The organism is Mesorhizobium sp. P160219 (assembly GCF_057786095.1).
In genome coordinates, this window is the sequence record NZ_JBYNWG010000001.1 from 103,923 (window position 1) to 124,087 (window position 20,165).

Genomic DNA, 20,165 nt, shown 5'->3' on the forward strand with positions numbered 1-20,165 from the left:
TGCCCCTATTCCAGCACGTCCGTCGCCTTGTGCGGGTGCTGAACGCCATCGGCGATGATCACATCGGCGTGGGAGTTGTCGGTGCGCAAGGCCAGAATCTCCCGATAGGCTGATGAATCGTACCAGCCCCACGCATGCGCCCTGTCCGGAAACTCGATGACGATCAGATGCCCGGGCCATTCGTTTTCGACCACGTCCATGTCGCCGCCGTGGACAAGGAAGCGGCCGCCGAACGGCTCCAATGTGGCGTCGATCCTCTGCAGATACTCGACAATCTGCGGGCCCATTGTGACTTGACGCATATGGGCGACGGCGTAGGCGGCCATGGCTGAACTCCCTGTGAGATCGAAGCCCGACGACCGGCTTCGTTGGCGCAATCTGCAGACATGATGGCCATCGGTCGATTACGTCTGGGGTAATCGGCCGGCTTACCGGCGTCCTGGCTCAACAGTTTGTGATGACATTGCCGCTGGTTTTTTGTAGCGTCGAATCGAATGCCATCCCGGGGTAAGGCTTGGACGGCGACCATCAAAACCTCCGGCCTCCAGGCATTTCGGGGCACAATCGAAGCAACATGTCCAAGGCAACCGACCTCGCTCCGCTGATCTCGGTGATCACACCGACGCACAATCGCCGCAGCAAGGTGGTGCGCGCCGTGGAGAGCGTGCTGGCGCAGAATTTTCCCCGGTTCGAACACATTGTCGTCGATGACGGCTCGACCGACGGTACGGCAGCCGCACTTGCCGAAATCCGCGATCCACGGCTGATCTATGTTGGCTCGAAATGGCGCGGCGCCAATGCCGCCCGCAATGCCGGCATCGAGCGGGCGCAGGCGCCGGTGGTGACATTCCTCGATTCCGACGACGTCTATTTGCCGGATCGCCTGGCGCGGACGCTGGAGCAGTTCGACAACAATCCCTCGCTCGAAGTGCTGATCAGTTCCTTCGTGTCGCTGAAGGGCAATCGCCGCACCAACTGCGTCAACCGCGAGGCGCTGCTGAGCCGCGACTCGCTGGAGCGGGCCCTTGTCGCGCAGACCATCTTCATTGCCGGGTCGGCAATCACCGCCCGGCGCGAGTCGCTGCTGGCCATCGGCGGCTACGACAGTGACGTCACGCGCATGCAGGATCGCGAATTGTTGCTGCGCTTTGCCCGTCGCAGCGGCGCGCAGCTGTCCGAAGTGATCGACTGGAAAAAGTACAACTCGGAGAATTCGATCTCCGGTCGCCGGGACGGCTATGTCGAAGCCTATGCGAGCTTGATCGACAAGCACCCCTATATCGCCGACCGCTACCCCTACATTCCGCCTTACATGATCGCCCGGCAGCTCATCGCCGATGCACTCAAGGGCAGGGTTTCGCAGGCGTTCTCCGGCTATATGGCCAACCGGTCGTCGAAGGCGCTTGGCTATTCGCTGCCGCAGCTGTTGCGTGGCTATGTCGGCGGCCGGCGCTGGCGCCGCGATCTCTATGCCGAATTTCGCGACAAATACGGTGCACGGCCGGCCTGAAGTTTGCCGACAAGCCGAGCAGCGGCTTTCCCCTCCGAACTGCCTCAAACCTCATTTGTCGAGTTCCGGCAGATATGGGTCGGAATATAGCCGCCGGTCGCGTTCGCCCTGCAGGCAGTCCATGGGTGCGGCGGCATCGATCGGGACCACGGTCGCATCGGCGATGCCGCTCACCTCCAGGATCAACTTGCGGCGTATGGCGGTGGCGAATTCCGAGGCCACATAGATCGGCAAAACGAAGGAGCCGGGCCCACCGGTGACGCAGTCGTCATAATACTGGTCGAGATGGCTGAAGGTCGGCGACGGGCTGATCAGGATCGGCAGGCCGTTGATGACGATGCCCTTGGCCACCGCCGCATCGCGTGTCGTGGCGACGGGCAGCCCGGTGTTGTTGGGACCGTCGCCGGAAATGTCGATGACGCTGCGTGGCGCATCGAACCCCGTGCCCTCGAACAGCCCGGCGCCGAAGGCAAGCGCACCGGAAATCGAGGTGCCGCGAAAGCTGCGGAACGGCCGCGCTTCTATTCTGTCGGCGAAGGCGTTGGCGCTCTCTGCGCTGTCGATCACCTGCCAGGCGATGACGCCATCCTCGCGCACGACGCCCGCCCATTCGAAATAGGCAAGCGCGATGCGCCCGGTGGTTCCCGAGCGCACGGCCTTGATGAAATCGGGATGCCTGAGGGCCTCGACATAGCCAGCGCGCTGCAGCGCGAACTCCCTCTCGTCCATCGACTGTGAGATGTCGACGGCCAGCACCAGTTCGACATCCACGGCAACGGCCGGGGCAGCCACGGGCGTGGTGCAGGCAAGGCAAGCTAACAGACTGAACGCGTCGAGCATGGCCGCACCACCGATATTTCGATCCGTGATCTTCGCCGCGATCGCGGCGAAATAAAGCCCCTTCTACTTCTTTCGCCGCACGGCCGCTTTCGGCGGCGGGTCGATGGCGCCGGTCCTGACTCGGGCGGGTTTCAGTGGCGCAGCACCCGTATCCTTCACGATGTTCAATGCGCGTGGAAAGAAATGATCATTGTGCAGTCCGCGCCCGATGTTGAGGATCGCGGTTTCCGGCAGGCGTTTCTCCAACATGGACAGCACCCTTCGTAGCGAAGGACCATCGAACGCGTCCATCGCTTCGTCGATGATCACCCATTTCGGCTGCCGCAAGGCGAGCCTGGCGAAGGCCAGCGAGCGTTGTTCGTCATCGTTGAGTTCACGCTCCCACCGTGCGGAACGGTCGAGCGAGGATGACAGCCGCTCGAGCCCGACCTCGGCCAGCACCGCCCCAAAATCAGCATCGCCAGCCGGCGCCGAGCCATTCGGATGCAGCACTTCGCGTAACGTGCCGGCAGGAAAATACGGAACACGCGGCACGAAAATCGGCGTTTCTCCGGCCGGCAAGCCGATCCGCCCGCTGCCCCAGGGCCAAAGGCCGGCAATGGCGCGGAAGAACAATGTCTTGCCGGCGCCTGGATCGCCGGTGATCATGACGCGCTCACCGGGATGGATCTCGACATGGCTGTCTGAAAGTTTGGTGCAGCCCTCCGGCGAGGCCACTTGGAGCTTCTCGAAGGTCAGGCTGCCATTGGCGTTATCGCCGAATTCGATGCGCTTTTCCTTGTCGTGCAGCACATCGGTATCATCGAGCGCAATGCGGAAGTCGGCAACGCGCATCAGCGTGGCGCGCCAGTCTGCGATGCCGCCGATATTGTTGATGAACCAGCGCAGCGACGAGTGCACCTGGTTGAAAGCGCCGACCGCCATCATCAACCCGCCAAAGCTGATATCGCCTGAAAAATAGACCGGCGATGCCACCAGGATCGGCGCCACCACGGTGATCCAGCCATAGGTATCGGTCACCCAGGAAAGGTTGATCTGCGCTTTGTAGATGTTTCGCATCGCGCCCAGCACCGTGCCAAGGTCGATTTCGAGCCGTCTCTTGGCATCGGCTTCGCCGTGATAGAGCGCGATGGCGTCGACATTCTCGTTGACGCGCACCATCCCGGAACGCAGCTCGGCCTCGCGGGTGTAGCGGTCGCTGTTGAGGCGGATCAGCGGCCGCCCGACCAGCCAGCTCAGCCAGGAGGCGATGCCGGCATAGAGGAACGCGGCCCAGACCATGTAGCCCGGTATCGCCAGCGACCAGCCGTTGATGTGGAAGACGAAGCCCGACGAGAGTTGCCAAAGCACGCCGACGAACGACACCAGCAGGATGAAGGATTGCAGCAGGCCGACGCCGAGGTCCGTCGACAGATCGGACAGATGCGCGGCATCCTGCTGCATGCGCTGGTCGGGATTGACGCCGATGGCGCCGGCATTGGCGAGCCGGAAGGCCCGCGCCGGCCGCATCCATTGGTCGATCAGGTCGAGCGTCAGCGCCTCGCGCAGCTTCAGCCGGATCATCTGGTTGAGCCAGGTCTGAGCGATGTTGAGCAGCAGCAGCGTGCCGGCAATCACGGCAAAGATCATCAGCTGATGCAGGAAGGCCGCCATGTCGCGACGCGCCAGCGCATCGTAGAAAGGCTGGTTCCAGCGGTTGAGCAGAACCTGGCCGATCGACGTCGCGACGATGACCGCCATAATGCCGACCGACGTCCAGACCAGCCACTTGCGCACCGGTGAGCCTATCAGCGCCCGTTTGATCGTCGCCACCTGATCGCGCAGGCTGCTGGCATCGACGGTTACCGGCTGAGCGGCGGCGGACTTGTCCGGTTGATCAGCCATGCACGAGGTCCTTGCGTTCAGAAGCGTTGCTGAAACCAGATGGAGAGACTTGAAGGCATCCGCCGCTCAAACGGACCGCGAATGCATCTGCGACAGATAGGTGGGAAAAACCCACGCAACACCAGTTTTCATGATGATCACGAAGGTGTCACCTGACGCGTCGTCGATGTCACCCCTTCCGCCCGGCGGCCAAGCCGCGTCGCACCGTGCGGTGACAGTACCGGCACGAAGACACGGCGCGAAGCGCGCTGCGCGACCGGCACGCCCTGATAGAGCCGCTTCTGCGCCTCGACCACGATGACGCCGGAAAAGATCGGCCAGAACCGCCGGCCGGCGCGCTCCAGCACATTGTGGAACCGCATCATGAAGCGCCGCGGCGATGGCGGGAAGAACAGCGCGTCGGACCAGGAAGCCGGCGTGAAATTCGCCTCGCGCAGCAATTCTGTCAGCTGGCCGCGCGAGAACGGCCGGCCATTGCCGAACGGCGTGTGCTCGAACCGCGCCCAGACACCGCGCCGGTTGGGCACGACGATGACGACGCGCCCTGCCGGCGACAGCACCCGCCAGATCTCGTTCAGCGTCTCGCGCGGGTTTTCGACATGTTCGAGCGAATGCACGAGCAGCATGCGGTCGATGCAGGAATCGACCAGCGGCAATTCCTCGTCGAAGACCAGCGCCGTAGCCGTCGGCCCGTTCGCCGGCCAGACGACGGCGCCTTGCGTAGCAGGCATGAAGGCAAACACCCGCTCGGCATCGGTGCCGAACCGCTCCAGCCACGGCAAGGTATAGCCGAGCCCGACCAGCCGCTCATTGGGCACTGTTGCCCATATTGAGGACAGCGCCATGGTGATCGAGCGTTCAGCCAGGCGGCCGAGCGTGGTCGAATAGAAGGAGCGGAGATCGACGATATCGGAATGCATGCGCGGGACGGTAGCTGCGATGCCGCCCAAGTTCAACAAAGCCGGCACGTTCTGCAAAGCTAGATGACATCAGCGGCCAAGCGCCCTATGTCTGCGCCAACAGATGGAGAGATGCCAATGCCCGTCGAAATCGAACAGTTCATGTGCCGCAGCGACAATTTCGGCGTGCTGGTGCATGACCCGAAAAGCGGCGAGACCGCCATTATCGACGCACCCGAAGAAGCGCCGATCATTGCCGCTATCGAGCGTACCGGCTGGAAGCCGACAATGATCCTGACCACCCACCACCATGTCGACCATGTCGAGGCCAATCTGGCGCTGAAGGAGCGCTTCAAGCTGCGCATCGTCGGACCGGAGGCGGAAAAGGAAAAGATCCCCGGCATCGACGAGACCGTCGGGCAAGGCTCGGTCGTCCATCTCGGCGGTGAGCGGATCGATGTCATCGCCACGCCCGGCCACACTGCGGGCCATGTTTCCTATCATTTTCCGGCCTCGAAAGTGGCGTTCACCGCCGACACTTTGTTCGCGCTCGGCTGCGGCCGGCTGTTCGAATGCAAGCCGCCGGTGATGTATGAGTCGCTGAAGAAGCTCGCCGCACTCCCGGCCGACACGGTCATCTATTGCGGCCATGAGTATACGCTTTCGAACGCCCGCTTTGCGTTGACCGTCGACCCGACCAATTCGGCGCTGAAAGAACGCGCCGCCAAGATCGAGACCCTGCGCGCCGACAACAAGGCGACGCTGCCGACCACGATCGGCGAGGAATTGTCGACCAATCCGTTCCTGCGCTGGCACGACCCGGCGATCCGCAAGCATCTCGGTATGGAGGCGGCCTCCGACGCCGAAGTGTTCGCGGAAATCCGCAAGCGCAAGGACAATTTCTGAGCATCATTCCGGGATCAGCCATGACCAGCGCCGCTGAAATCATCGCCACGCTCGGCCTCAAGCCACATCCGGAAGGCGGCTGGTATGCCGAGACCTTTCGCGACGGCGCCGGGCGCGGCCATTCGACGGCGATCTATTTCCTCCTTGAACAGGACCAGATTTCGGCCTGGCACCGGGTCAAGGACGCGGCCGAGGTCTGGCACTTCCATGCCGGAGCGCCGCTGGCGCTGTCGATGTGCGAGGAAGGTAGTCCAATGCTTAACCAGGTGATCGAGCAGGTGCTCGGCATTGAGCTTGCGGCGGGCGAGCGGCCGCAGATCGTCGTGCCGGCCGGCTGGTGGCAATCGGCGCGCAGCCTCGGCGAATGGACGTTGGTCGGCTGCACCGTGGCGCCGGGCTTCGACTTCGCCGCGTTTGAAATGGCCGAGCCGGGCTGGCAGCCTTAGGCCAGAAGAAAACCAAGAGTTATGCAGAGCTGGGCGGCATAGTAGAGCACCCAGACCGCATAACGGATGCCGGCGCGATAGGGTGCTATTGCCGGAACCAGGAATTTCTCCGTGGCAAGCAGCCCGTCCGATGCCATGAACATAACAGCGCCGCCGATGACCCACGGATTGGCGAGCGTCAACGCCGAGATGCCCATCGCCAGAATGGCCGCGATATAGATGGCGATCGGCACCCGCAGGCCGGGACTGACACGGCGCCAGAGCGCCGCCAGCATGACGACTGCGAAGGCCGCCATGGCAAGCGCGATGGCGCCGCGCCATGTCTCGGTGCTGAGCACATCCAGCCCGCCGCCGCCGAGCAGGAAGAGCGGCACATAGAGGACATGCGCCGCAAGGAAGCTGGCCAGCCCGCCGAGGAAGGCCTTTTCGCCGTCACGCGACAGGAAGGCATCGCCGACGGCGCTGAGCGCCAGCGCAGAGACGAGCAACAGCGGCCCACCTTGCATGAAGGCCAGCGCCGCAAGCATGGCCACGGCCAGCGTCTTTGCCGCCGAGTGGGCCAGCGTCGGCCGCATGTCCAGGGTGAAGGCGTAGATCACCGCCGCCACCAGCGAAAAAATCAATGTTGCATTTGCGTTGGCGTCGATGCCGCCGGCAAACGGCATCGTCATGCGCTTGCCCCGCCAGTTGCCGCCTTGCGCAGGAACAACGATTTCGCCGCCAGCGCCGCGCCGCCGGTGATCAGTACGCAGGCCGCCAGGATACGCAGCGACGGCTCGGCAACGCCCGCCGCGATCAGCACCAATGTCGACAGCAGTGGCGCCGCATAGCTTGCCGCGCCGAGCACCTGGATGTTGCCTCGTTTGACGCCGATATCCCAGGCGTAGAAGGCGGCACCCACCGGCATCAACCCCAAACCAACCACCGCCAGCCACTGGCCGGGGCCATCGGGCAGCACCGTCTTTTCCAGCAGAAGATGGCAGATGAGGGACAGGGCTGCCGTGGCGGCGCAGAACCAGGTGACGATTGAGGTCGGCACCGCCGGAAAGCGCCGCGACAGCAGCGAATAGGACGACCACAGCAGCGCACAGACGGCCGCCATCGCATAGCCGAAGGTGTAGCGAGCATCGAAGGCGAGGCCGCCACCCTTGGTGACGATCAGCACGGTCCCGGCGAGCCCGAGCAGCGCGCCGACGACATGGTTCCAGGCCAGCTTCTCGCCCGGCATCAGCGCTGATCCCAGCACGATCAGCAGCGGCCACAGATAGGCGATCAGGCTTGCCTCCACCGCCGGCGCGTTGCGCAGCGCGGTGAAATAGAAGAAATGGTAGCCGAACAGTCCGGCAATGCCGATCACCCAGACCTGGCGTGGGATCTTCAGGCTTTTATCGGTCGCCGGCATGAACAGCCGGGCAACCAGCCCGACCGCGGTGCCGATGGTGAAGGTGATGGCCGAGAGCAAGAATGGCGGCACGGCGCCCGACGCATCGGTGAGCAACGCCAGCAGCGCCCACATGGCGACCGCCGAGAAACCGATCAGTGTTGCGCGCCCCATGCCCGTCTCCGGCGACTCGCCCCATTTCTATTCGGGTGGGCGCGTCTATTCAGTAGCTTCGAACCGCCCCGCGCTGACAGTCAAGGTGCCGATCTGCGTCCCGACCGTGGCGTGGATCGGCGCATATATGCCGGTTTGGCCGAGCGGTGCAAACGTCACCATCATCTGGCTCTTCTTCTTCAGGTAATTCAGCGCCTTGCGGCCCTTGCGGTAGCCTGCCACCGGCTCGAAGCTCATCTTGCAGGTAACGGTGTCGCCCTTGTAGCCCTTGACCGAGATCGATCCTTTCGAGGCGTAGGTCAGCGTCAGGTCGGCGCGCATCTCGCCGTCATAGAATTTCACCTTGCGCCCGCAGACCTGGTCGAGGCTGTCGGCATGGATAACGGTAGCCGCCATGGGATCGAGCACAGATGCCAGATCGTTGCTGCCCAGCGGTATCCAGTTTTTGGGATTGCGCTTTTTCGGTTCGGGAATGACCTGGGTGGCGGTCACCGCGCCATTGGCAAAGCGGATATCGACCATGGAAGCCTTCTTACCGGACTTATAATCGGCGCGAAATACCTGCGGCTGCATCTGCTTGCCCAGAATCTTGCCCTTTGACGAGATCGTGCCGCTCGTGTCGTCGAACAAGGTGGCGAGACCCGCGCTGGAGACGGTGCCGTCTATGGAATAGCTATCGCCTTCGTAGTGGCTGGAAAATGTCGCCTTGGCCACGGAAAGGCCGAGGAACGACACCGTGTATTCGCCCTTGAAGGACTGTGCGGTGGCTGCGGGCGCGGCGGCAAGGGTTGATGTTGGCAAGGCGGCGACAAGTATGGCGACAACGGCATGTGACGGGCGAAGCATGGCGGGCTCGGTCCTTGATTTTTTTAACCGGAGGCGGGCGACTCCGGCTTGAGATGTCCCTGTCCGACCGCTTATAGGCTGAATTCCGGCCTTTATGTGAAACGCTCGTCACAGTCGTGGGCAAGCCGGAGCTTGACGCATTGGCGAAATGCAACTATGGAACGCCAACTTTTCCATAAGGCCGCCTGACTGAAACCGCGCGCCACCCGGCGCGGGCGAACAAGGTTTGGCAGGCTAGACAGAACTGAAGGTTAGAACCATGTCCCGCACCTGCGAACTCACTGCCAAGGCAGTCCAGACCGGCAACAATGTGAGCCACGCCAACAACAAGACCAAGCGCCGCTTCCTGCCGAACCTCGTCAATGTGACGCTGATTTCGGAAGCGCTGAACCAGAATGTGCGCCTGCGCATTTCGGCCAACGCGCTGCGTTCGGTCGAGCATCGCGGCGGCCTCGACGCCTTCCTGGCCAAGGCCGACGCCAAGGAATTGTCGCAGCGCGCGCGGCTGCTGAAGAAGCAGATCGCCAAGAAGCTGGCCGACCAGCCCGCCGCTTAACGATATCAAGGCGGGGGACGACCGCCCTGAGCATCGGAGCAATCCGATGCTCAAAACTTCTAAGGCAGCAGCATCGGAGCAATCCGATGCTCAAAACTTGCAAGGCAGCGCGATCCGGATTTCGGCTAGCGCCTGGCTGGTTCCATTACCCAGGATAAAAAAATGACTTCCTTCTCGCGATATCTGCCCTTTGTGGCCGCCATGGCGCTTGTCGTCGTGGTATCGAACATCCTCGTGCAGTTCCCGATGCAGGGTCAGGCCGGCGGTCTGTCGCTGGCCGACATCCTGACCTGGGGCGCCTTCACCTATCCCTTCTCCTTCCTGGTCACCGACCTTGCCAACCGCCGCTACGGCCCGACGGTGGCGCGCCGCATCGTCTTTGTCGGCTTCATGACCGCGGTGGTCTGCTCGATTCTCGTCCCGCCCTTCCTGTTTCGCCACGGCCTGATCGAGTTCGAGACATCAGCCGACCGGCTGGTGCGCATCGCCGCAGCTTCCGGCGCGGCCTTCCTTTGCGCGCAATTGCTCGACGTCACCGTGTTCAACCGGTTGCGCCGGCAGAGCTGGTGGCGCGCGCCGATCGTCGGCACGCTGGTCGGCTCGGTGTTCGACACCCTGGTGTTCTTCAGCATCGCCTTTTCGGCCGCCTTCGCTTTTGCCGGCCCGAACGACAGTTTTGCGCTGGAGACGGCGCCGCTGATGGGCGTGCTGCCGGTCGAGACCATGCGCTGGGTCTCCTGGGCGCTGGGCGACCTGTCGGTGAAGCTGATCATCGCTGTTGTGGCCGTGATCCCCTACCGGCTGCTCGCCGCCCACTGGAGCCAGCCGGCCGTGGCTGTCTAGGCCGTGATTCCCTGGGTCCAGCTCGGCTCGGCCAAAACGCCTGACGGCGGACAGGAACTGCGCCTCAAGCAGCGCGGCAGCGAATTCTCGATCATGCTCGGCACCAATGAGCTGATGAACAGCCGCCTCAGCGGCTCCGAGGAAGCGCTGGCCAAGCTCTCCTGTGAAAAGATCGGCGGCCGCGCCCAACCGAAAATCCTGATCGGCGGCCTCGGCATGGGTTTTACGCTGCGCGCTGCGCTTGCCCAAATGGGCGCCGACGCAGGCATCACCGTTGCCGAGCTTGTCCCCGCCGTCATCGCCTGGGCGCGCGGCCCCATGGAGGCGGTCTTCGCCGGCTGTCTCGACGATCCCCGTGTGACGGTTCGCGAAGCCGACGCCGGGCACATCATAAGATCCGACAAGGCAGCCTGGGACGCCATCCTGCTCGATGTCGACAATGGCCCCGAAGGCATCGTCTACAAGGGCAACGACGCCCTCTATGGCGCTGCCGGCCTCGGCGCGGCGCGTGCAGCGCTCAGGCCCGGGGGCGTGCTGGCTGTTTGGTCGCAAGGCCCCGATGCCGGCTTCACACTTAGGCTCAAGCAGGCGGGCTTTGTCGTGGACGAGGTGAAGACGCGCGCCAATGGCAAGCGCGGTGCGCGCCACGTCATCTGGATCGCCACCAAGCCTTAGGGCTCTCAATCCTGGTGCAGGATGAATTCCAGATAGAGGTTGCGCTGCAGGATCGAATGGTTGTCGTCCGAGATCAGCGACACCATCAGCGCTCTGTCATCGCGGGTCCAGACGTCGAGTCCTTCCATATTGTCGATCTGGTAGCCCATGTCGGCTTCCATCAGCACCGGCCCGTCGGCAACCGCGCCCTTCTCGACGCTTTCGCCATAGATGCGCCTTAGCCGCATCCTGACACCGCCGGCCATCGAGAAACTGCGCTCCAAAAGCAGCAGGTCGCCATCCGGCAGGAAGGCGCCGTCAGTGATGTCGAAATCACCGTTGCGCTTGACCGTGAAGACGCCCTTGTGCGGCCCTCCGATGATGGCGGCATAGATGTTGCCAGCCTTGTCCAAGCTCTTTTCCGAGACCACGACGAGGCCGCCCTCGTGCTGGCCGTTGGGATTGGCGTGGGTGACGGTCTCGAAACCGCGGTTCTGTCGCAGTTCGCGGGCTGGAACCAGAAAGTTCAGTTGCTTGAACGGCGCCGTCATGTTGCTGGGGTCGATCTTGAACTGGGCGACGCGGTGATCGCGCTCGAAGCCGACGGTGGCGATGCCGTCCTTGACTGCAAGGCCCTCGGCATCGACTTCCCATTTCTTGTCGATCGGCCGGCCCTTCTCATCGACCATCTGCTGCATGCGGAAATTCTGGATGCCGGACGGCCGCTTGTCGGCATCATGGGTGATAGAGCCGAAGAACCAGAAGCCCGTATCGGCGACGCCGATGAAATCGCTGCCGGGTTTGACGAACCGAAATGCCGACAGCGCGCCGAAATCGCGCGTCGTCGAGTTCATCTCAAGACCGCCGACGAATTCCAGCGGCCCAAACTGCTTGTCGGCGCTGCCGATATGGAAGGTGGTGATCGGCCGCGCCGAGACTTCGACCGGCTCGACCGCGCTTGGGCCGGCGGCGATGGCCGGCGCAAACGCCATGCCGAACAAGGCAGTGACCGCGAAGAGCATCTGCCGAAACCCGCCGCGCAAAAAAATCATCCGGCGCGCCGGTAGCCGCCGCGGCGTGTATCGCGCACGTTTTCCTCGGCGAACAGCGAGGCCAGCTGCTCGGTCATGGCGCCGGCCAGTTCCTCGGCATCGACGATGGTGACGGCGCGCCTGTAATAGCGGGTGACGTCGTGGCCGATGCCGATGGCCAGAAGCTCGACCGGCGAGCGCGTCTCGATCAGCTCGATGACGGCGCGCAGGTGCCGCTCGAGATAGTTGCCAGGATTGACCGACAGCGTCGAATCGTCGACCGGCGCGCCGTCCGAGATCATCATCAGGATCTTGCGCTGTTCGGGCCGGGCGATCAGCCGGTTGTGCGCCCATAACAACGCCTCGCCGTCGATGTTTTCCTTGAGCAGGCCCTCGCGCATCATCAGGCCGAGATTGCGCCGGGCGCGGCGCCACGGATGATCGGCGGATTTGTAGATGATGTGGCGCAGATCGTTGAGCCGGCCGGGGTTCGGCGGCTTGCCGTCCTTCAGCCACTTCTCGCGCGCCTGTCCGCCCTTCCACGCCCGCGTGGTGAAGCCGAGGATCTCGACCGAGACGCCGCAGCGCTCCAGCGTGCGCGCCAGAATGTCGGCACAGGTGGCGGCAACCGTGATCGGCCGGCCGCGCATCGAGCCCGAATTGTCGAGCACCAGCGTCACCACCGTGTCGCGGAATTTGGTGTCGCGCTCCTGCTTGAACGACAACGGCTGCATCGGGTCGATGACGACACGAACCAGGCGTGCCGGATCGAGATAACCCTCTTCGAGGTCGAAATCCCAGGAACGGTTCTGCTGCGCCATCAGGCGGCGCTGCAGCCGGTTGGCGAGCCGGCCGACGACGCCGGAGAGATTGGCCAACTGCTTGTCGAGGAAGGCGCGCAGCCGGTCGAGTTCTTCCTCCTCGCACAGCTCTTCCGCACCGACCGTTTCGTCGAAGGCGGTGGTGAAAACCTTGTAGTCGATCTCTTTCGGCAGATTGGCGAAGGGGTTGTCGTTGCGGCGGGCTTCGCCCGGCGTCTCGGCGTCCGCATCGTCATCGTCGGAAAGATCGTCGGCGGTGGCGTCGGACGCCTCCGTCTCGGACGACTGTTCGTCATCAGCCGAGGCCTCGGCATCCTCGGACTGCGACTGCTCGGAGCCGGAATCGTCTTCACCGCCCTCCTCGCTCTGCTCCTCGCCTTGCGGCTGGTTGTCGTCATTGTCCTCGGAGTCTTCGGTCTCCTGATCGTCGCCGAGTTCCTCGGCCATCTCCATGGACGCAAGCATCTCACGCACGACCCGGGCGAAGGCCTGCTGGTCGCCAAGCTTGGCCGACAGTCCGTCGAGATCGGCCTTGGCTTTTTCCTCGACCCAGGGCCGCCAGAGGTCGACCAGCCGTTCGCCGCTCTTCGGGATCGGCCGTCCGGTCAGCTTTTCGCGCACCATCAGCGCCAGCGCCTCCTCGATCGGCGCGTCGGCCTTGTCCTTGACGTCTACAAGGTTGGCCTTGGCGTATTTGTCCTCCAGCATCGAGCCGATATTGTCGGCGACGCCTTGCATGGCGCGGCTGCCGATCGCCTCGACGCGGGCCTGTTCCACGGCGTCATAGATCGAGCGCGCCAGCTTGCCTTCCGGCGCCAGTTTGGTGTGGATGCGCTGATCGTGGCAGGCGCGCTTCAGCGCCATGGAATCACCCAGGCCACGAGTAATCGCGATGTCTGTCTTGGACGCTTTCTTCGGCAGTTCGGGCAGTCGGGCGCGGCTGCCGGCGAGCGCCGGGCGGTCCTTGGCGAAACCGACTTCGAGCTCCTTGTCGCCGGCGATGGCGCGCATGCAGACGGTGACGGCACGCTTGAAGCTGTCGGCTTCAGACCCCGTCTTCGACTTGTTGCGCGTGTTGTCGCCCGGACCCGCCATCGAGGCTCTGCTCAGCCCAGTACCACGTTGGCGGCGCTCTCGGGCAGGTCCTCGCCGAAGGCGCGCTGGTAGAACTCGGCCACCACCGAACGCTCCAGCTCGTCGCACTTGTTGAGGAAGGTCAGCCGGAACGCCATGCCGATATTGCCGAAGATCTCGGCATTTTCGGCCCAGGTGATGACGGTACGCGGGCTCATCACGGTCGACAGATCGCCATTGATGAAGGCCGAGCGCGTCATGTCGGCGACCCGCACCATCTTGTTGACGATGTCCTTGCCCTTGCCGTCGCGATAGTGCTTGGCCTTGGCCAGCACTATGTTCACCTCATTGTCGTGCGGCAGGTAGTTCAGCGTGGTGACGATCGACCAGCGATCCATCTGCGCCTGGTTGATCTGCTGCGTGCCGTGATAGAGGCCGGTAGTGTCGCCGAGGCCGACCGTGTTGGCGGTCGAAAACAGCCGGAACGCCGGATGCGGGCGGATGACCCGGCTCTGGTCGAGCAGCGTCAGGCGGCCCGACGATTCCAGCACGCGCTGGATGACGAACATCACGTCCGGACGGCCTGCATCGTACTCGTCGAAGCAGAGCGCGACATTGTGCTGGTAGGCCCAGGGCAGGATGCCGTCGCGGAATTCGGTGATCTGCAGGCCATCCTTGACGACGATGGCGTCCTTGCCGACGAGGTCGATACGGCTGACATGGCTGTCGAGGTTGACGCGCACGCAGGGCCAGTTAAGGCGGGCGGCGACCTGTTCGATATGGGTCGATTTGCCGGTGCCGTGATAGCCAGACACCATGACGCGGCGGTTGTAGGCAAAGCCGGCAAGGATCGCCAGCGTCGTCGCCTTGTCGAACAGATAATCCGGATCGATGTCCGGCACATGTTCCGAGGTCACCGAATAGGCCGGCACCACCATCTTGGACTCGAAGCCGAATTTGTCTTTCACCGACACCGTCGTGTCGGGCAAATTGGCGATGTCGCGATCGACCTTGTTCATCTCTATCCAAGTCTCCACTGGCGAAATGCCCGATTTCGCCGGCAATCGATTTTGTCCGGGGGCGGTCTTAGAGCCTTTTCCACCCTTATGAAAGTTGGAAAACGACGAACCGTTAGGTTGCTCAGCACAAACCCGCCTGCTTGAGCACGCGATAGGCCTGCAGCACATCGCGGAACCGGTCTTCCGAACCTCTATCGCCGCCATTCGCATCCGGATGGTGGCGCTTCACAAGTTCCTTATAGCGCGCCTTGATGTCCTTGCCAGTCGCCTTTGTATCAAGGCCAAGCGTTTCCAGCGCCTTGGCCTCAAGCGGCTTGGCCTTGCGTTCGCGCGCCTCGCGCGGGTCCTTCGGCCCTTTGAACAGATCGAAGGGATCGCGCATGCGGTTGTAATAGCCGGCGCGACCGGAACGCTGCTGGGCGAAATCGGGCGAGGAGCGCGTCGAGGCGCCGGCGACGCCCATCTTCCATGTCGGCCGGTGGCCGGTCATCGCTTCCTTCTGGAAGCGGGCTATCTCGGTGTCCGGCACGCCGGAGAAGTAGTTGAAACCCTTGTTGTATTCGCGCACATGATCGAAGCAGAACTGAAAATACTCGCCTTCCTTCATGCGTCCGACCGGCGCCCGGTGGGTACCGGCCTCCTTGCAGCCGTCCCACTGGCAGATCGGCGAGTGCGACTTCAGCTCCGCATCCTTGTCGGGACGGACCCGAATTTTCTCGAAATATTTGGGGTACGGTTTCATCTCACCCATTTATGGGCTGTTCGCACGTGCGAAACAAGAATTGACATTTTCGCGATCATCGCCCTAACCGCTGAATCGCGGCATAAAGCAGGGCGAATGGCGATTTTTGAGGCGGCCCGGCGGGATCGATCCCGATTTCCCGATCACGCCTTGCAGATATGGTGAAGGGAGATGGCGATGTCCATACAGGCGACGATGGAAGACAAGCTGAACAAGGCGTTTTCGCCGGAGCGGCTGGCGATCGTCAATGAAAGCCACCTTCATGCCGGTCATCACCACCACGGCTCCGACGATCACGGTGCCTATGACGGCACCGGCGAGACGCATTTTCGCGTCCGCATCGTCTCATCCGTCTTTGCCGGCATGAGCCGCATCGACCGCCACCGCGCCGTCAACGAATTGCTCGCAGCGGAGCTGCAAGCCGGCGTCCATGCGCTGGCAATCGAACCGGCTGCACCCGGCGAAAAGACCCGTTGGTAAGTCTCTCCGCCTCAGATCACCGCTTCGATGAGAAACGGTCCCGGACGCGACAGGGCACTGTCGAGCAGCGCGTCGAACCGCTCGCACGTGTCGGCGCGGGCCGCCTCGACGCCCATGCCTTTGGCCAGCGCAACCCAGTCCAGCGCCGGATGGTCGAGATCGAGCATGCGCCTAGCGTTCTCGCCGATCTCATTGACCCCGACATTCTTCATTTCGCCATGCAGGATGGCGTAGGTCCGGTTGGAAAAGATGATGGTCACGACGTCAAGCTTTTCCCTGGCCCGGGTCCACAGTCCCTGCACCGTGTACATGCCGCTGCCGTCGGCCTCGAGATTGATCACCTTGCGGTCCGGGCAGGCGATCGCTGCTCCTGTCGCCATCGGAATGCCGCCGCCGATCGATCCGCCCGTACCCATCATGTAGTCGTGCGGCGCCGCAAAGGCGGATAGCGCGAAGAACCGTCTCGCCGAGGTGACCGCTTCGTCGCAGACGATGGCATTGGCGGGAAGTTTGCGCGCCACCGACAGCGCGATGGCATCGTCCGTCAGTCTGCCGCTCAGCGTCGGTTCGTCTGGAAAGGCGGTTGCGGCGGCGAATTGCTGCGTCGGCTTGATGCCGACCTCGGCAGCCAGCGCCTCCAGCGCCGCTTTCAGATCCTGGCCATGCGCCGCCAGCGAAAGCACCTTGCAATCGTCCCGAACCAGCCGCCCGGGCTTGCCGGGATAGGCGAAGAAGGCAACCGGCTCCTTGGCGCCGACCAGCACCAGCAAGTCGATATCCCGGAGCATGGCCGTCGCCGCATCGACCGGATAGGGAATGCGGGTCGGGGCGAACCGCCCGCGGCCGCGCTGCATGCGGGCGATCAGAACCTCACTGAACAGCCTGACATCGCTTCCCGATGACATTCTCCCTGCGATTTCAAGTCCATCGGCGCGCGCCGCCTGCCCACGCACCACCATGCCGACACGGCCCGGCGCGGCGCGGATTGCTTCGGCGATCGTGCGCACAACAGCCATGTCGACGGCGGGCGGCGGCTCCAGCTTCACCTTGCCAGGCGAAATCGCAGCAACTTCGCCCCAGGCGGCATCCGCAGGCAGGATCAAGGTCGTGACGCCAGGCGGCGTGAGTGAGGCGCGGAAAGCCGCCTCTGCGGCCGGCACAATATCGGCCGGCCCCTTGACGCGGCCAACCCAGTTCGACATCGGCGACGCCAGGCCTTCTATGTCGCTGGTCAGCGGGGCATCGAGCGGCAGATGGTAGGAAGCATGGTCGCCGACAATGTTGATCATCGGGCTGCGCGCACGCCTTGCGTTGTGCATGTTGGCCAAACCGTTGGCGAGACCCGGTCCGGTATGCAGCAACGTTGCTGCCGGGCGGTCGGTCATGCGCGCATAGCCGTCGGCGGCGCCGGTCACCACGCCCTCGAACAGGCCGAGCACGCAGCGCATCTGAGGTTTGCGGTCCAGTGCGGCAACGAAATGCATTTCGGATGTGCCAGGATTGGCGAAGCAGACCGTGACGTCATTGGCCAGGAGCACGTCGCACAGCAGATCGGCGCCATTCATGATTTTCTTTCCCAATCGACAACTCAGGAACAATTGCACCTGTAGCCGCCGGGTCGGCAATGTCCCGCCGGGGCTTTTGGTCTGATCCAGGACGCCTCGCGGGGATCGGGGATCAACCGACGGTCCATTCAGGAAGGCCAGCATCGCGGCGGTCAACGCGTCGCCGTCCTCGCCGAAGTCGTGATTGATCGACATATGCGTGTAGGCGTTGCCGTCGAACAGCGTCACTTCAGTGCCGATGGCGCGCAGGCATTTGGCAAAGCCTTCGATTGGTCGTCGCGGCCTTCGGCGCGCGAATAGGCGATGAAGGTCGGCGGATGCTTGTGTCCATCGAGATAGCTGGCCGGCGACAACGCCGCCCATCAGCGCCGCAGCACCGGGCAACCCGCCATTCCAGCCACTCCGAATGTTTCCTCCCAAGCCTTCTACCCGGATTGCAGCCACTCTCCTTCATGTGAAGGGAACCAACAATGCTTTCCGACAGTTGAAGGTGATGAGGCGATTGGAATCCAGATCGGCTCCGAGGGCAGAACATCATGCGTGCAACCCAATCCGACGTCTTCGATCTTTTTTCGGAAATTTATGCCAATGCGGCGGACGAAGAGGTCAGCATCCAACAGTATCTTCTTGCCTGTCGGGAAGACAAATCGATGTACGCTTCGGCGCCCGAAAGGATGGTCGACGCAATCGGCGAACCAAAACTGGTTGACACCAGCAAAGACGAGCGCCTCGGCCGCATTTTCGCGAATCGGACCCTCAAGATCTACCCTCATTTTTCTGACTTCTATGGAATGGAGGATACGATCGAGCGCATAGCTGGATATTTCCGCTATGCCTCGCAGGGGCTCGAAGAACGCAAGCAGATCCTCTATCTCCTCGGCCCGGTCGGCGGCGGCAAATCCTCTCTGGCCGAGCGCCTGAAGAAACTGATGGAGCAGCGCCCGATCTACACGCTGAAGGTCGGCAACCAGATCAGCCCGGTTTTCGAGTCGCCGCTTGGGCTGTTCCATCCCGATCACATGGGTGATCTGCTAGAGGATAAATACGGCATAGCCCGGCGCCGGCTGAACGGATTGATTTCGCCATGGGCGGCCAAGCGCCTCGACGGATTGTCTGGCGACATTTCCAAATTCAGCGTCGTCAAGCTGATGCCTTCGCGGCTGCGCCAGATCGGCATTGCCAAGACCGAACCTGGCGATGAGAACAATCAGGATGTCTCGGCCCTGGTCGGCAAGGTCGACATCAGGCAATTGGAAAATTTTAGCCAGTCCGACCCCGATGCCTATTCCTATAGCGGTGGCCTGAACCGGACCACGCAAGGTCTGCTTGAATTCGTCGAGATGTTCAAGGCACCCATCAAGGTTCTGCATCCGCTGCTGACCGCGACACAGGAAGGCAGCTACAACGGCACTGAAAATTTCGGCGCCTTTCCCTACCAGGGGATCATCGTCGCCCATTCCAACGAGTCGGAATGGCAACAGTTCAAGAGCAACAAGAACAATGAGGCGTTTCTCGATCGCATCCTGGTGGTCAAGGTACCCTATTGCCTGCGGATCACCGAAGAGAGGCAGATCTATGAGAAATTGCTGCGTGAGAGCGAGTTGGCCGCCAGCCCCTGTGCCCCTGAAGTTTTGGACATCCTCAGCCGCTTTGCAGTTTCGACGCGCTTGGCCGAACACGACAACTCGCCGCTCTACACCAAGATGCGCGCCTATGACGGCGAAAATCTGAAGGAAGTCGATCCCAGGGCAAAGTCGGTCCAAGAATATCGCGACGCCGCCGGCGTCGATGAAGGCATGACGGGCGTCAGCACGCGCTTTGCCTTTAAGATCCTTTCGCAGACATTCAACTTCGACAATGAGGAGGTCGCCGCCGATCCTGTGCATCTGATGTACATTCTGGAGGAGGCGATCAAGCGGGAGCAGTTCCCGAAGGAAACGGAAGCGGCCTATCTTGAATTCATCAAGTCGGAGCTTGCGGCGCGCTACGCCGAGTTCATCGGCCACGAAATCCAGAAGGCCTATCTGGAGTCCTATAGCGAATACGGCCAGAACCTCTTCGACCGCTACATCGCCTATGCGGATGCCTGGATTGAGGACCAGGACTACAAGGACCCCGACACCGGCCAGATCCTCAACCGGGAGATCCTGGACAACGAACTTTCGCAGGTCGAGAAACCGGCAGGCATCGCCAATCCCAAGGACTTCCGTAACGAGGTGGTGAAGTTCACTCTGCGCGCTCGCGCAAGAAACCACGGCCGCAACCCGTCATGGACCAGCTATGAAAAACTGCGCGAGGTCATCGAGAAGCGGATGTTCGGACAGGTCGAGGACCTCTTGCCGGTGATCAGCTTCGGCTCCAAGCAAGACAGCGTTACGGAAAAGCGCCACAACGAATTCGTGCAGCGCATGATCGAGCGTGGCTACACAGAACGGCAGGTACGCCGGCTGGTGGACTGGTACATGCGGGTGAACAAGGCGGGTTGACAGAGCCG

Annotated in this window: 20 protein-coding genes; 8 read left to right on the forward strand and 12 right to left on the reverse strand. The window is 62.6% G+C overall.

Features of this window, described 5'->3' with window-relative positions; genetic code table 11:
• Positions 1 to 5 precede the first annotated feature (5 nt).
• Positions 6 to 326 carry a DUF1330 domain-containing protein gene (locus tag AC3EMP_RS00515; protein WP_023694041.1) on the reverse strand — a complete coding sequence of 107 codons (321 nt, stop codon included), beginning with the start codon at positions 324 to 326 and terminating at the stop codon, positions 6 to 8.
• Between the two features lie 248 nt (positions 327 to 574).
• On the opposite strand from AC3EMP_RS00515, the gene AC3EMP_RS00520 reads away from it, so the two are divergent.
• On the forward strand, positions 575 to 1,510 hold the full coding sequence (locus tag AC3EMP_RS00520; RefSeq protein ID WP_023673297.1) for a glycosyltransferase family 2 protein: 936 nt from the start codon (positions 575 to 577) through the stop codon (positions 1,508 to 1,510).
• 51 nt (positions 1,511 to 1,561) lie between these two features.
• Here the strand turns inward: AC3EMP_RS00520 and AC3EMP_RS00525 are convergent, their stop codons facing one another.
• From AC3EMP_RS00525 to AC3EMP_RS00535, 3 genes are all read right to left on the reverse strand, one after another.
• On the reverse strand, positions 1,562 to 2,350 hold the full coding sequence (locus AC3EMP_RS00525) for a DUF1194 domain-containing protein (RefSeq protein ID WP_023822501.1): 789 nt from the start codon (positions 2,348 to 2,350) through the stop codon (positions 1,562 to 1,564).
• Positions 2,351 to 2,413: 63 nt separating this feature from the next.
• Positions 2,414 to 4,234, reverse strand: coding sequence for an ABC transporter ATP-binding protein/permease (locus AC3EMP_RS00530; protein ID WP_023832499.1), 1,821 nt, complete (start codon positions 4,232 to 4,234; stop codon positions 2,414 to 2,416).
• 137 nt (positions 4,235 to 4,371) lie between these two features.
• Positions 4,372 to 5,154: a class I SAM-dependent methyltransferase gene (locus AC3EMP_RS00535; RefSeq protein ID WP_023670688.1), complete on the reverse strand. Its 783-nt coding sequence runs from the start codon at positions 5,152 to 5,154 to the stop codon at positions 4,372 to 4,374.
• Between the two features lie 117 nt (positions 5,155 to 5,271).
• Between AC3EMP_RS00535 and gloB the strand changes: the two genes are divergently transcribed.
• The gene (gene gloB, locus AC3EMP_RS00540) at positions 5,272 to 6,039 is read left to right on the forward strand and encodes a hydroxyacylglutathione hydrolase (protein WP_023706326.1); all 768 of its coding nucleotides are present in this window, start codon (positions 5,272 to 5,274) and stop codon (positions 6,037 to 6,039) included.
• 20 nt (positions 6,040 to 6,059) lie between these two features.
• The gene (locus tag AC3EMP_RS00545; RefSeq protein ID WP_023706325.1) at positions 6,060 to 6,485 is read left to right on the forward strand and encodes a cupin domain-containing protein; all 426 of its coding nucleotides are present in this window, start codon (positions 6,060 to 6,062) and stop codon (positions 6,483 to 6,485) included.
• Here the strand turns inward: AC3EMP_RS00545 and AC3EMP_RS00550 are convergent.
• Genes AC3EMP_RS00550 through AC3EMP_RS00560 form a run of 3 tightly spaced genes read right to left on the reverse strand, consistent with a single transcriptional unit; the run spans position 6,482 to position 8,886 of the window.
• Positions 6,482 to 7,156 (reverse strand): lysoplasmalogenase family protein, encoded by a 675-nt coding sequence (locus AC3EMP_RS00550; protein WP_023711709.1) that lies wholly within the window; start codon positions 7,154 to 7,156, stop codon positions 6,482 to 6,484. The genes AC3EMP_RS00545 and AC3EMP_RS00550 overlap by 4 nt on opposite strands.
• Positions 7,153 to 8,040, reverse strand: coding sequence for an aromatic amino acid exporter YddG (gene yddG, locus AC3EMP_RS00555; RefSeq protein WP_023670684.1), 888 nt, complete (start codon positions 8,038 to 8,040; stop codon positions 7,153 to 7,155). Before yddG ends, AC3EMP_RS00550 begins: the two co-directional genes overlap by 4 nt.
• Before the next feature lie 45 nt (positions 8,041 to 8,085).
• Positions 8,086 to 8,886: a DUF3108 domain-containing protein gene (locus tag AC3EMP_RS00560; RefSeq protein WP_023711708.1), complete on the reverse strand. Its 801-nt coding sequence runs from the start codon at positions 8,884 to 8,886 to the stop codon at positions 8,086 to 8,088.
• A gap of 259 nt (positions 8,887 to 9,145) precedes the next feature.
• On the opposite strand from AC3EMP_RS00560, the gene rpmB reads away from it, so the two are divergent.
• From rpmB to AC3EMP_RS00575, 3 genes are all read left to right on the forward strand, one after another.
• Positions 9,146 to 9,442 carry a 50S ribosomal protein L28 gene (gene rpmB, locus AC3EMP_RS00565; protein ID WP_023670682.1) on the forward strand — a complete coding sequence of 99 codons (297 nt, stop codon included), beginning with the start codon at positions 9,146 to 9,148 and terminating at the stop codon, positions 9,440 to 9,442.
• A gap of 162 nt (positions 9,443 to 9,604) precedes the next feature.
• Positions 9,605 to 10,285: a queuosine precursor transporter gene (locus AC3EMP_RS00570; protein WP_352713616.1), complete on the forward strand. Its 681-nt coding sequence runs from the start codon at positions 9,605 to 9,607 to the stop codon at positions 10,283 to 10,285.
• A gap of 3 nt (positions 10,286 to 10,288) precedes the next feature.
• The gene (locus AC3EMP_RS00575) at positions 10,289 to 10,960 is read left to right on the forward strand and encodes a polyamine aminopropyltransferase (RefSeq protein ID WP_023686729.1); all 672 of its coding nucleotides are present in this window, start codon (positions 10,289 to 10,291) and stop codon (positions 10,958 to 10,960) included.
• 5 nt (positions 10,961 to 10,965) lie between these two features.
• Here AC3EMP_RS00575 and AC3EMP_RS00580 read toward each other — a convergent pair whose 3' ends face one another.
• From AC3EMP_RS00580 to AC3EMP_RS00595, 4 genes are all read right to left on the reverse strand, one after another.
• Positions 10,966 to 11,991 carry an esterase-like activity of phytase family protein gene (locus AC3EMP_RS00580; RefSeq protein WP_352713613.1) on the reverse strand — a complete coding sequence of 342 codons (1,026 nt, stop codon included), beginning with the start codon at positions 11,989 to 11,991 and terminating at the stop codon, positions 10,966 to 10,968.
• A complete protein-coding gene (cobT, locus tag AC3EMP_RS00585; protein WP_023706318.1) occupies positions 11,988 to 13,886 on the reverse strand; it encodes a cobaltochelatase subunit CobT in 1,899 nt (632 codons plus the stop codon). Before cobT ends, AC3EMP_RS00580 begins: the two co-directional genes overlap by 4 nt.
• Positions 13,887 to 13,897: 11 nt before the next feature.
• Positions 13,898 to 14,884, reverse strand: coding sequence for a cobaltochelatase subunit CobS (gene cobS / locus AC3EMP_RS00590; RefSeq protein WP_023670677.1), 987 nt, complete (start codon positions 14,882 to 14,884; stop codon positions 13,898 to 13,900).
• Between the two features lie 121 nt (positions 14,885 to 15,005).
• Positions 15,006 to 15,635 (reverse strand): J domain-containing protein, encoded by a 630-nt coding sequence (locus tag AC3EMP_RS00595; RefSeq protein ID WP_032887126.1) that lies wholly within the window; start codon positions 15,633 to 15,635, stop codon positions 15,006 to 15,008.
• A gap of 168 nt (positions 15,636 to 15,803) precedes the next feature.
• Here AC3EMP_RS00595 and AC3EMP_RS00600 point away from each other — a divergent pair, with 168 nt between their 5' ends.
• Positions 15,804 to 16,106, forward strand: a complete 303-nt coding sequence (locus AC3EMP_RS00600; protein ID WP_023670675.1) for a BolA family protein — start codon at positions 15,804 to 15,806, stop codon at positions 16,104 to 16,106.
• Positions 16,107 to 16,117: 11 nt separating this feature from the next.
• Here AC3EMP_RS00600 and AC3EMP_RS00605 read toward each other — a convergent pair whose 3' ends face one another.
• Positions 16,118 to 17,671: an acetolactate synthase large subunit gene (locus AC3EMP_RS00605; protein WP_352713621.1), complete on the reverse strand. Its 1,554-nt coding sequence runs from the start codon at positions 17,669 to 17,671 to the stop codon at positions 16,118 to 16,120.
• Positions 17,672 to 18,207: 536 nt separating this feature from the next.
• Here AC3EMP_RS00605 and AC3EMP_RS00610 point away from each other — a divergent pair.
• Positions 18,208 to 20,157 carry a PrkA family serine protein kinase gene (locus AC3EMP_RS00610; protein WP_352713610.1) on the forward strand — a complete coding sequence of 650 codons (1,950 nt, stop codon included), beginning with the start codon at positions 18,208 to 18,210 and terminating at the stop codon, positions 20,155 to 20,157.
• Positions 20,158 to 20,165: the final 8 nt, after the last annotated feature.

Excerpts from the sequence above, each read along its gene's own strand:
- AC3EMP_RS00515 (WP_023694041.1), bottom strand. The coding sequence starts at position 326 with ATGGCCGCCTACGCCGTCGCCCATATGCGTCAAGTCACAATGGGCCCG.
- AC3EMP_RS00520 (WP_023673297.1), top strand. The coding sequence starts at position 575 with ATGTCCAAGGCAACCGACCTCGCTCCGCTGATCTCGGTGATCACACCG.
- AC3EMP_RS00525 (WP_023822501.1), bottom strand. The coding sequence starts at position 2,350 with ATGCTCGACGCGTTCAGTCTGTTAGCTTGCCTTGCCTGCACCACGCCC.
- AC3EMP_RS00530 (WP_023832499.1), bottom strand. The coding sequence starts at position 4,234 with ATGGCTGATCAACCGGACAAGTCCGCCGCCGCTCAGCCGGTAACCGTC.
- AC3EMP_RS00535 (WP_023670688.1), bottom strand. The coding sequence starts at position 5,154 with ATGCATTCCGATATCGTCGATCTCCGCTCCTTCTATTCGACCACGCTC.
- gloB (WP_023706326.1), top strand. The coding sequence starts at position 5,272 with ATGCCCGTCGAAATCGAACAGTTCATGTGCCGCAGCGACAATTTCGGC.
- AC3EMP_RS00545 (WP_023706325.1), top strand. The coding sequence starts at position 6,060 with ATGACCAGCGCCGCTGAAATCATCGCCACGCTCGGCCTCAAGCCACAT.
- AC3EMP_RS00550 (WP_023711709.1), bottom strand. The coding sequence starts at position 7,156 with ATGACGATGCCGTTTGCCGGCGGCATCGACGCCAACGCAAATGCAACA.
- yddG (WP_023670684.1), bottom strand. The coding sequence starts at position 8,040 with ATGGGGCGCGCAACACTGATCGGTTTCTCGGCGGTCGCCATGTGGGCG.
- AC3EMP_RS00560 (WP_023711708.1), bottom strand. The coding sequence starts at position 8,886 with ATGCTTCGCCCGTCACATGCCGTTGTCGCCATACTTGTCGCCGCCTTG.
- rpmB (WP_023670682.1), top strand. The coding sequence starts at position 9,146 with ATGTCCCGCACCTGCGAACTCACTGCCAAGGCAGTCCAGACCGGCAAC.
- AC3EMP_RS00570 (WP_352713616.1), top strand. The coding sequence starts at position 9,605 with ATGACTTCCTTCTCGCGATATCTGCCCTTTGTGGCCGCCATGGCGCTT.
- AC3EMP_RS00580 (WP_352713613.1), bottom strand. The coding sequence starts at position 11,991 with ATGATTTTTTTGCGCGGCGGGTTTCGGCAGATGCTCTTCGCGGTCACT.
- cobT (WP_023706318.1), bottom strand. The coding sequence starts at position 13,886 with ATGGCGGGTCCGGGCGACAACACGCGCAACAAGTCGAAGACGGGGTCT.
- cobS (WP_023670677.1), bottom strand. The coding sequence starts at position 14,884 with ATGAACAAGGTCGATCGCGACATCGCCAATTTGCCCGACACGACGGTG.
- AC3EMP_RS00595 (WP_032887126.1), bottom strand. The coding sequence starts at position 15,635 with ATGGGTGAGATGAAACCGTACCCCAAATATTTCGAGAAAATTCGGGTC.
- AC3EMP_RS00600 (WP_023670675.1), top strand. The coding sequence starts at position 15,804 with ATGTCCATACAGGCGACGATGGAAGACAAGCTGAACAAGGCGTTTTCG.
- AC3EMP_RS00605 (WP_352713621.1), bottom strand. The coding sequence starts at position 17,671 with ATGAATGGCGCCGATCTGCTGTGCGACGTGCTCCTGGCCAATGACGTC.
- AC3EMP_RS00610 (WP_352713610.1), top strand. The coding sequence starts at position 18,208 with ATGCGTGCAACCCAATCCGACGTCTTCGATCTTTTTTCGGAAATTTAT.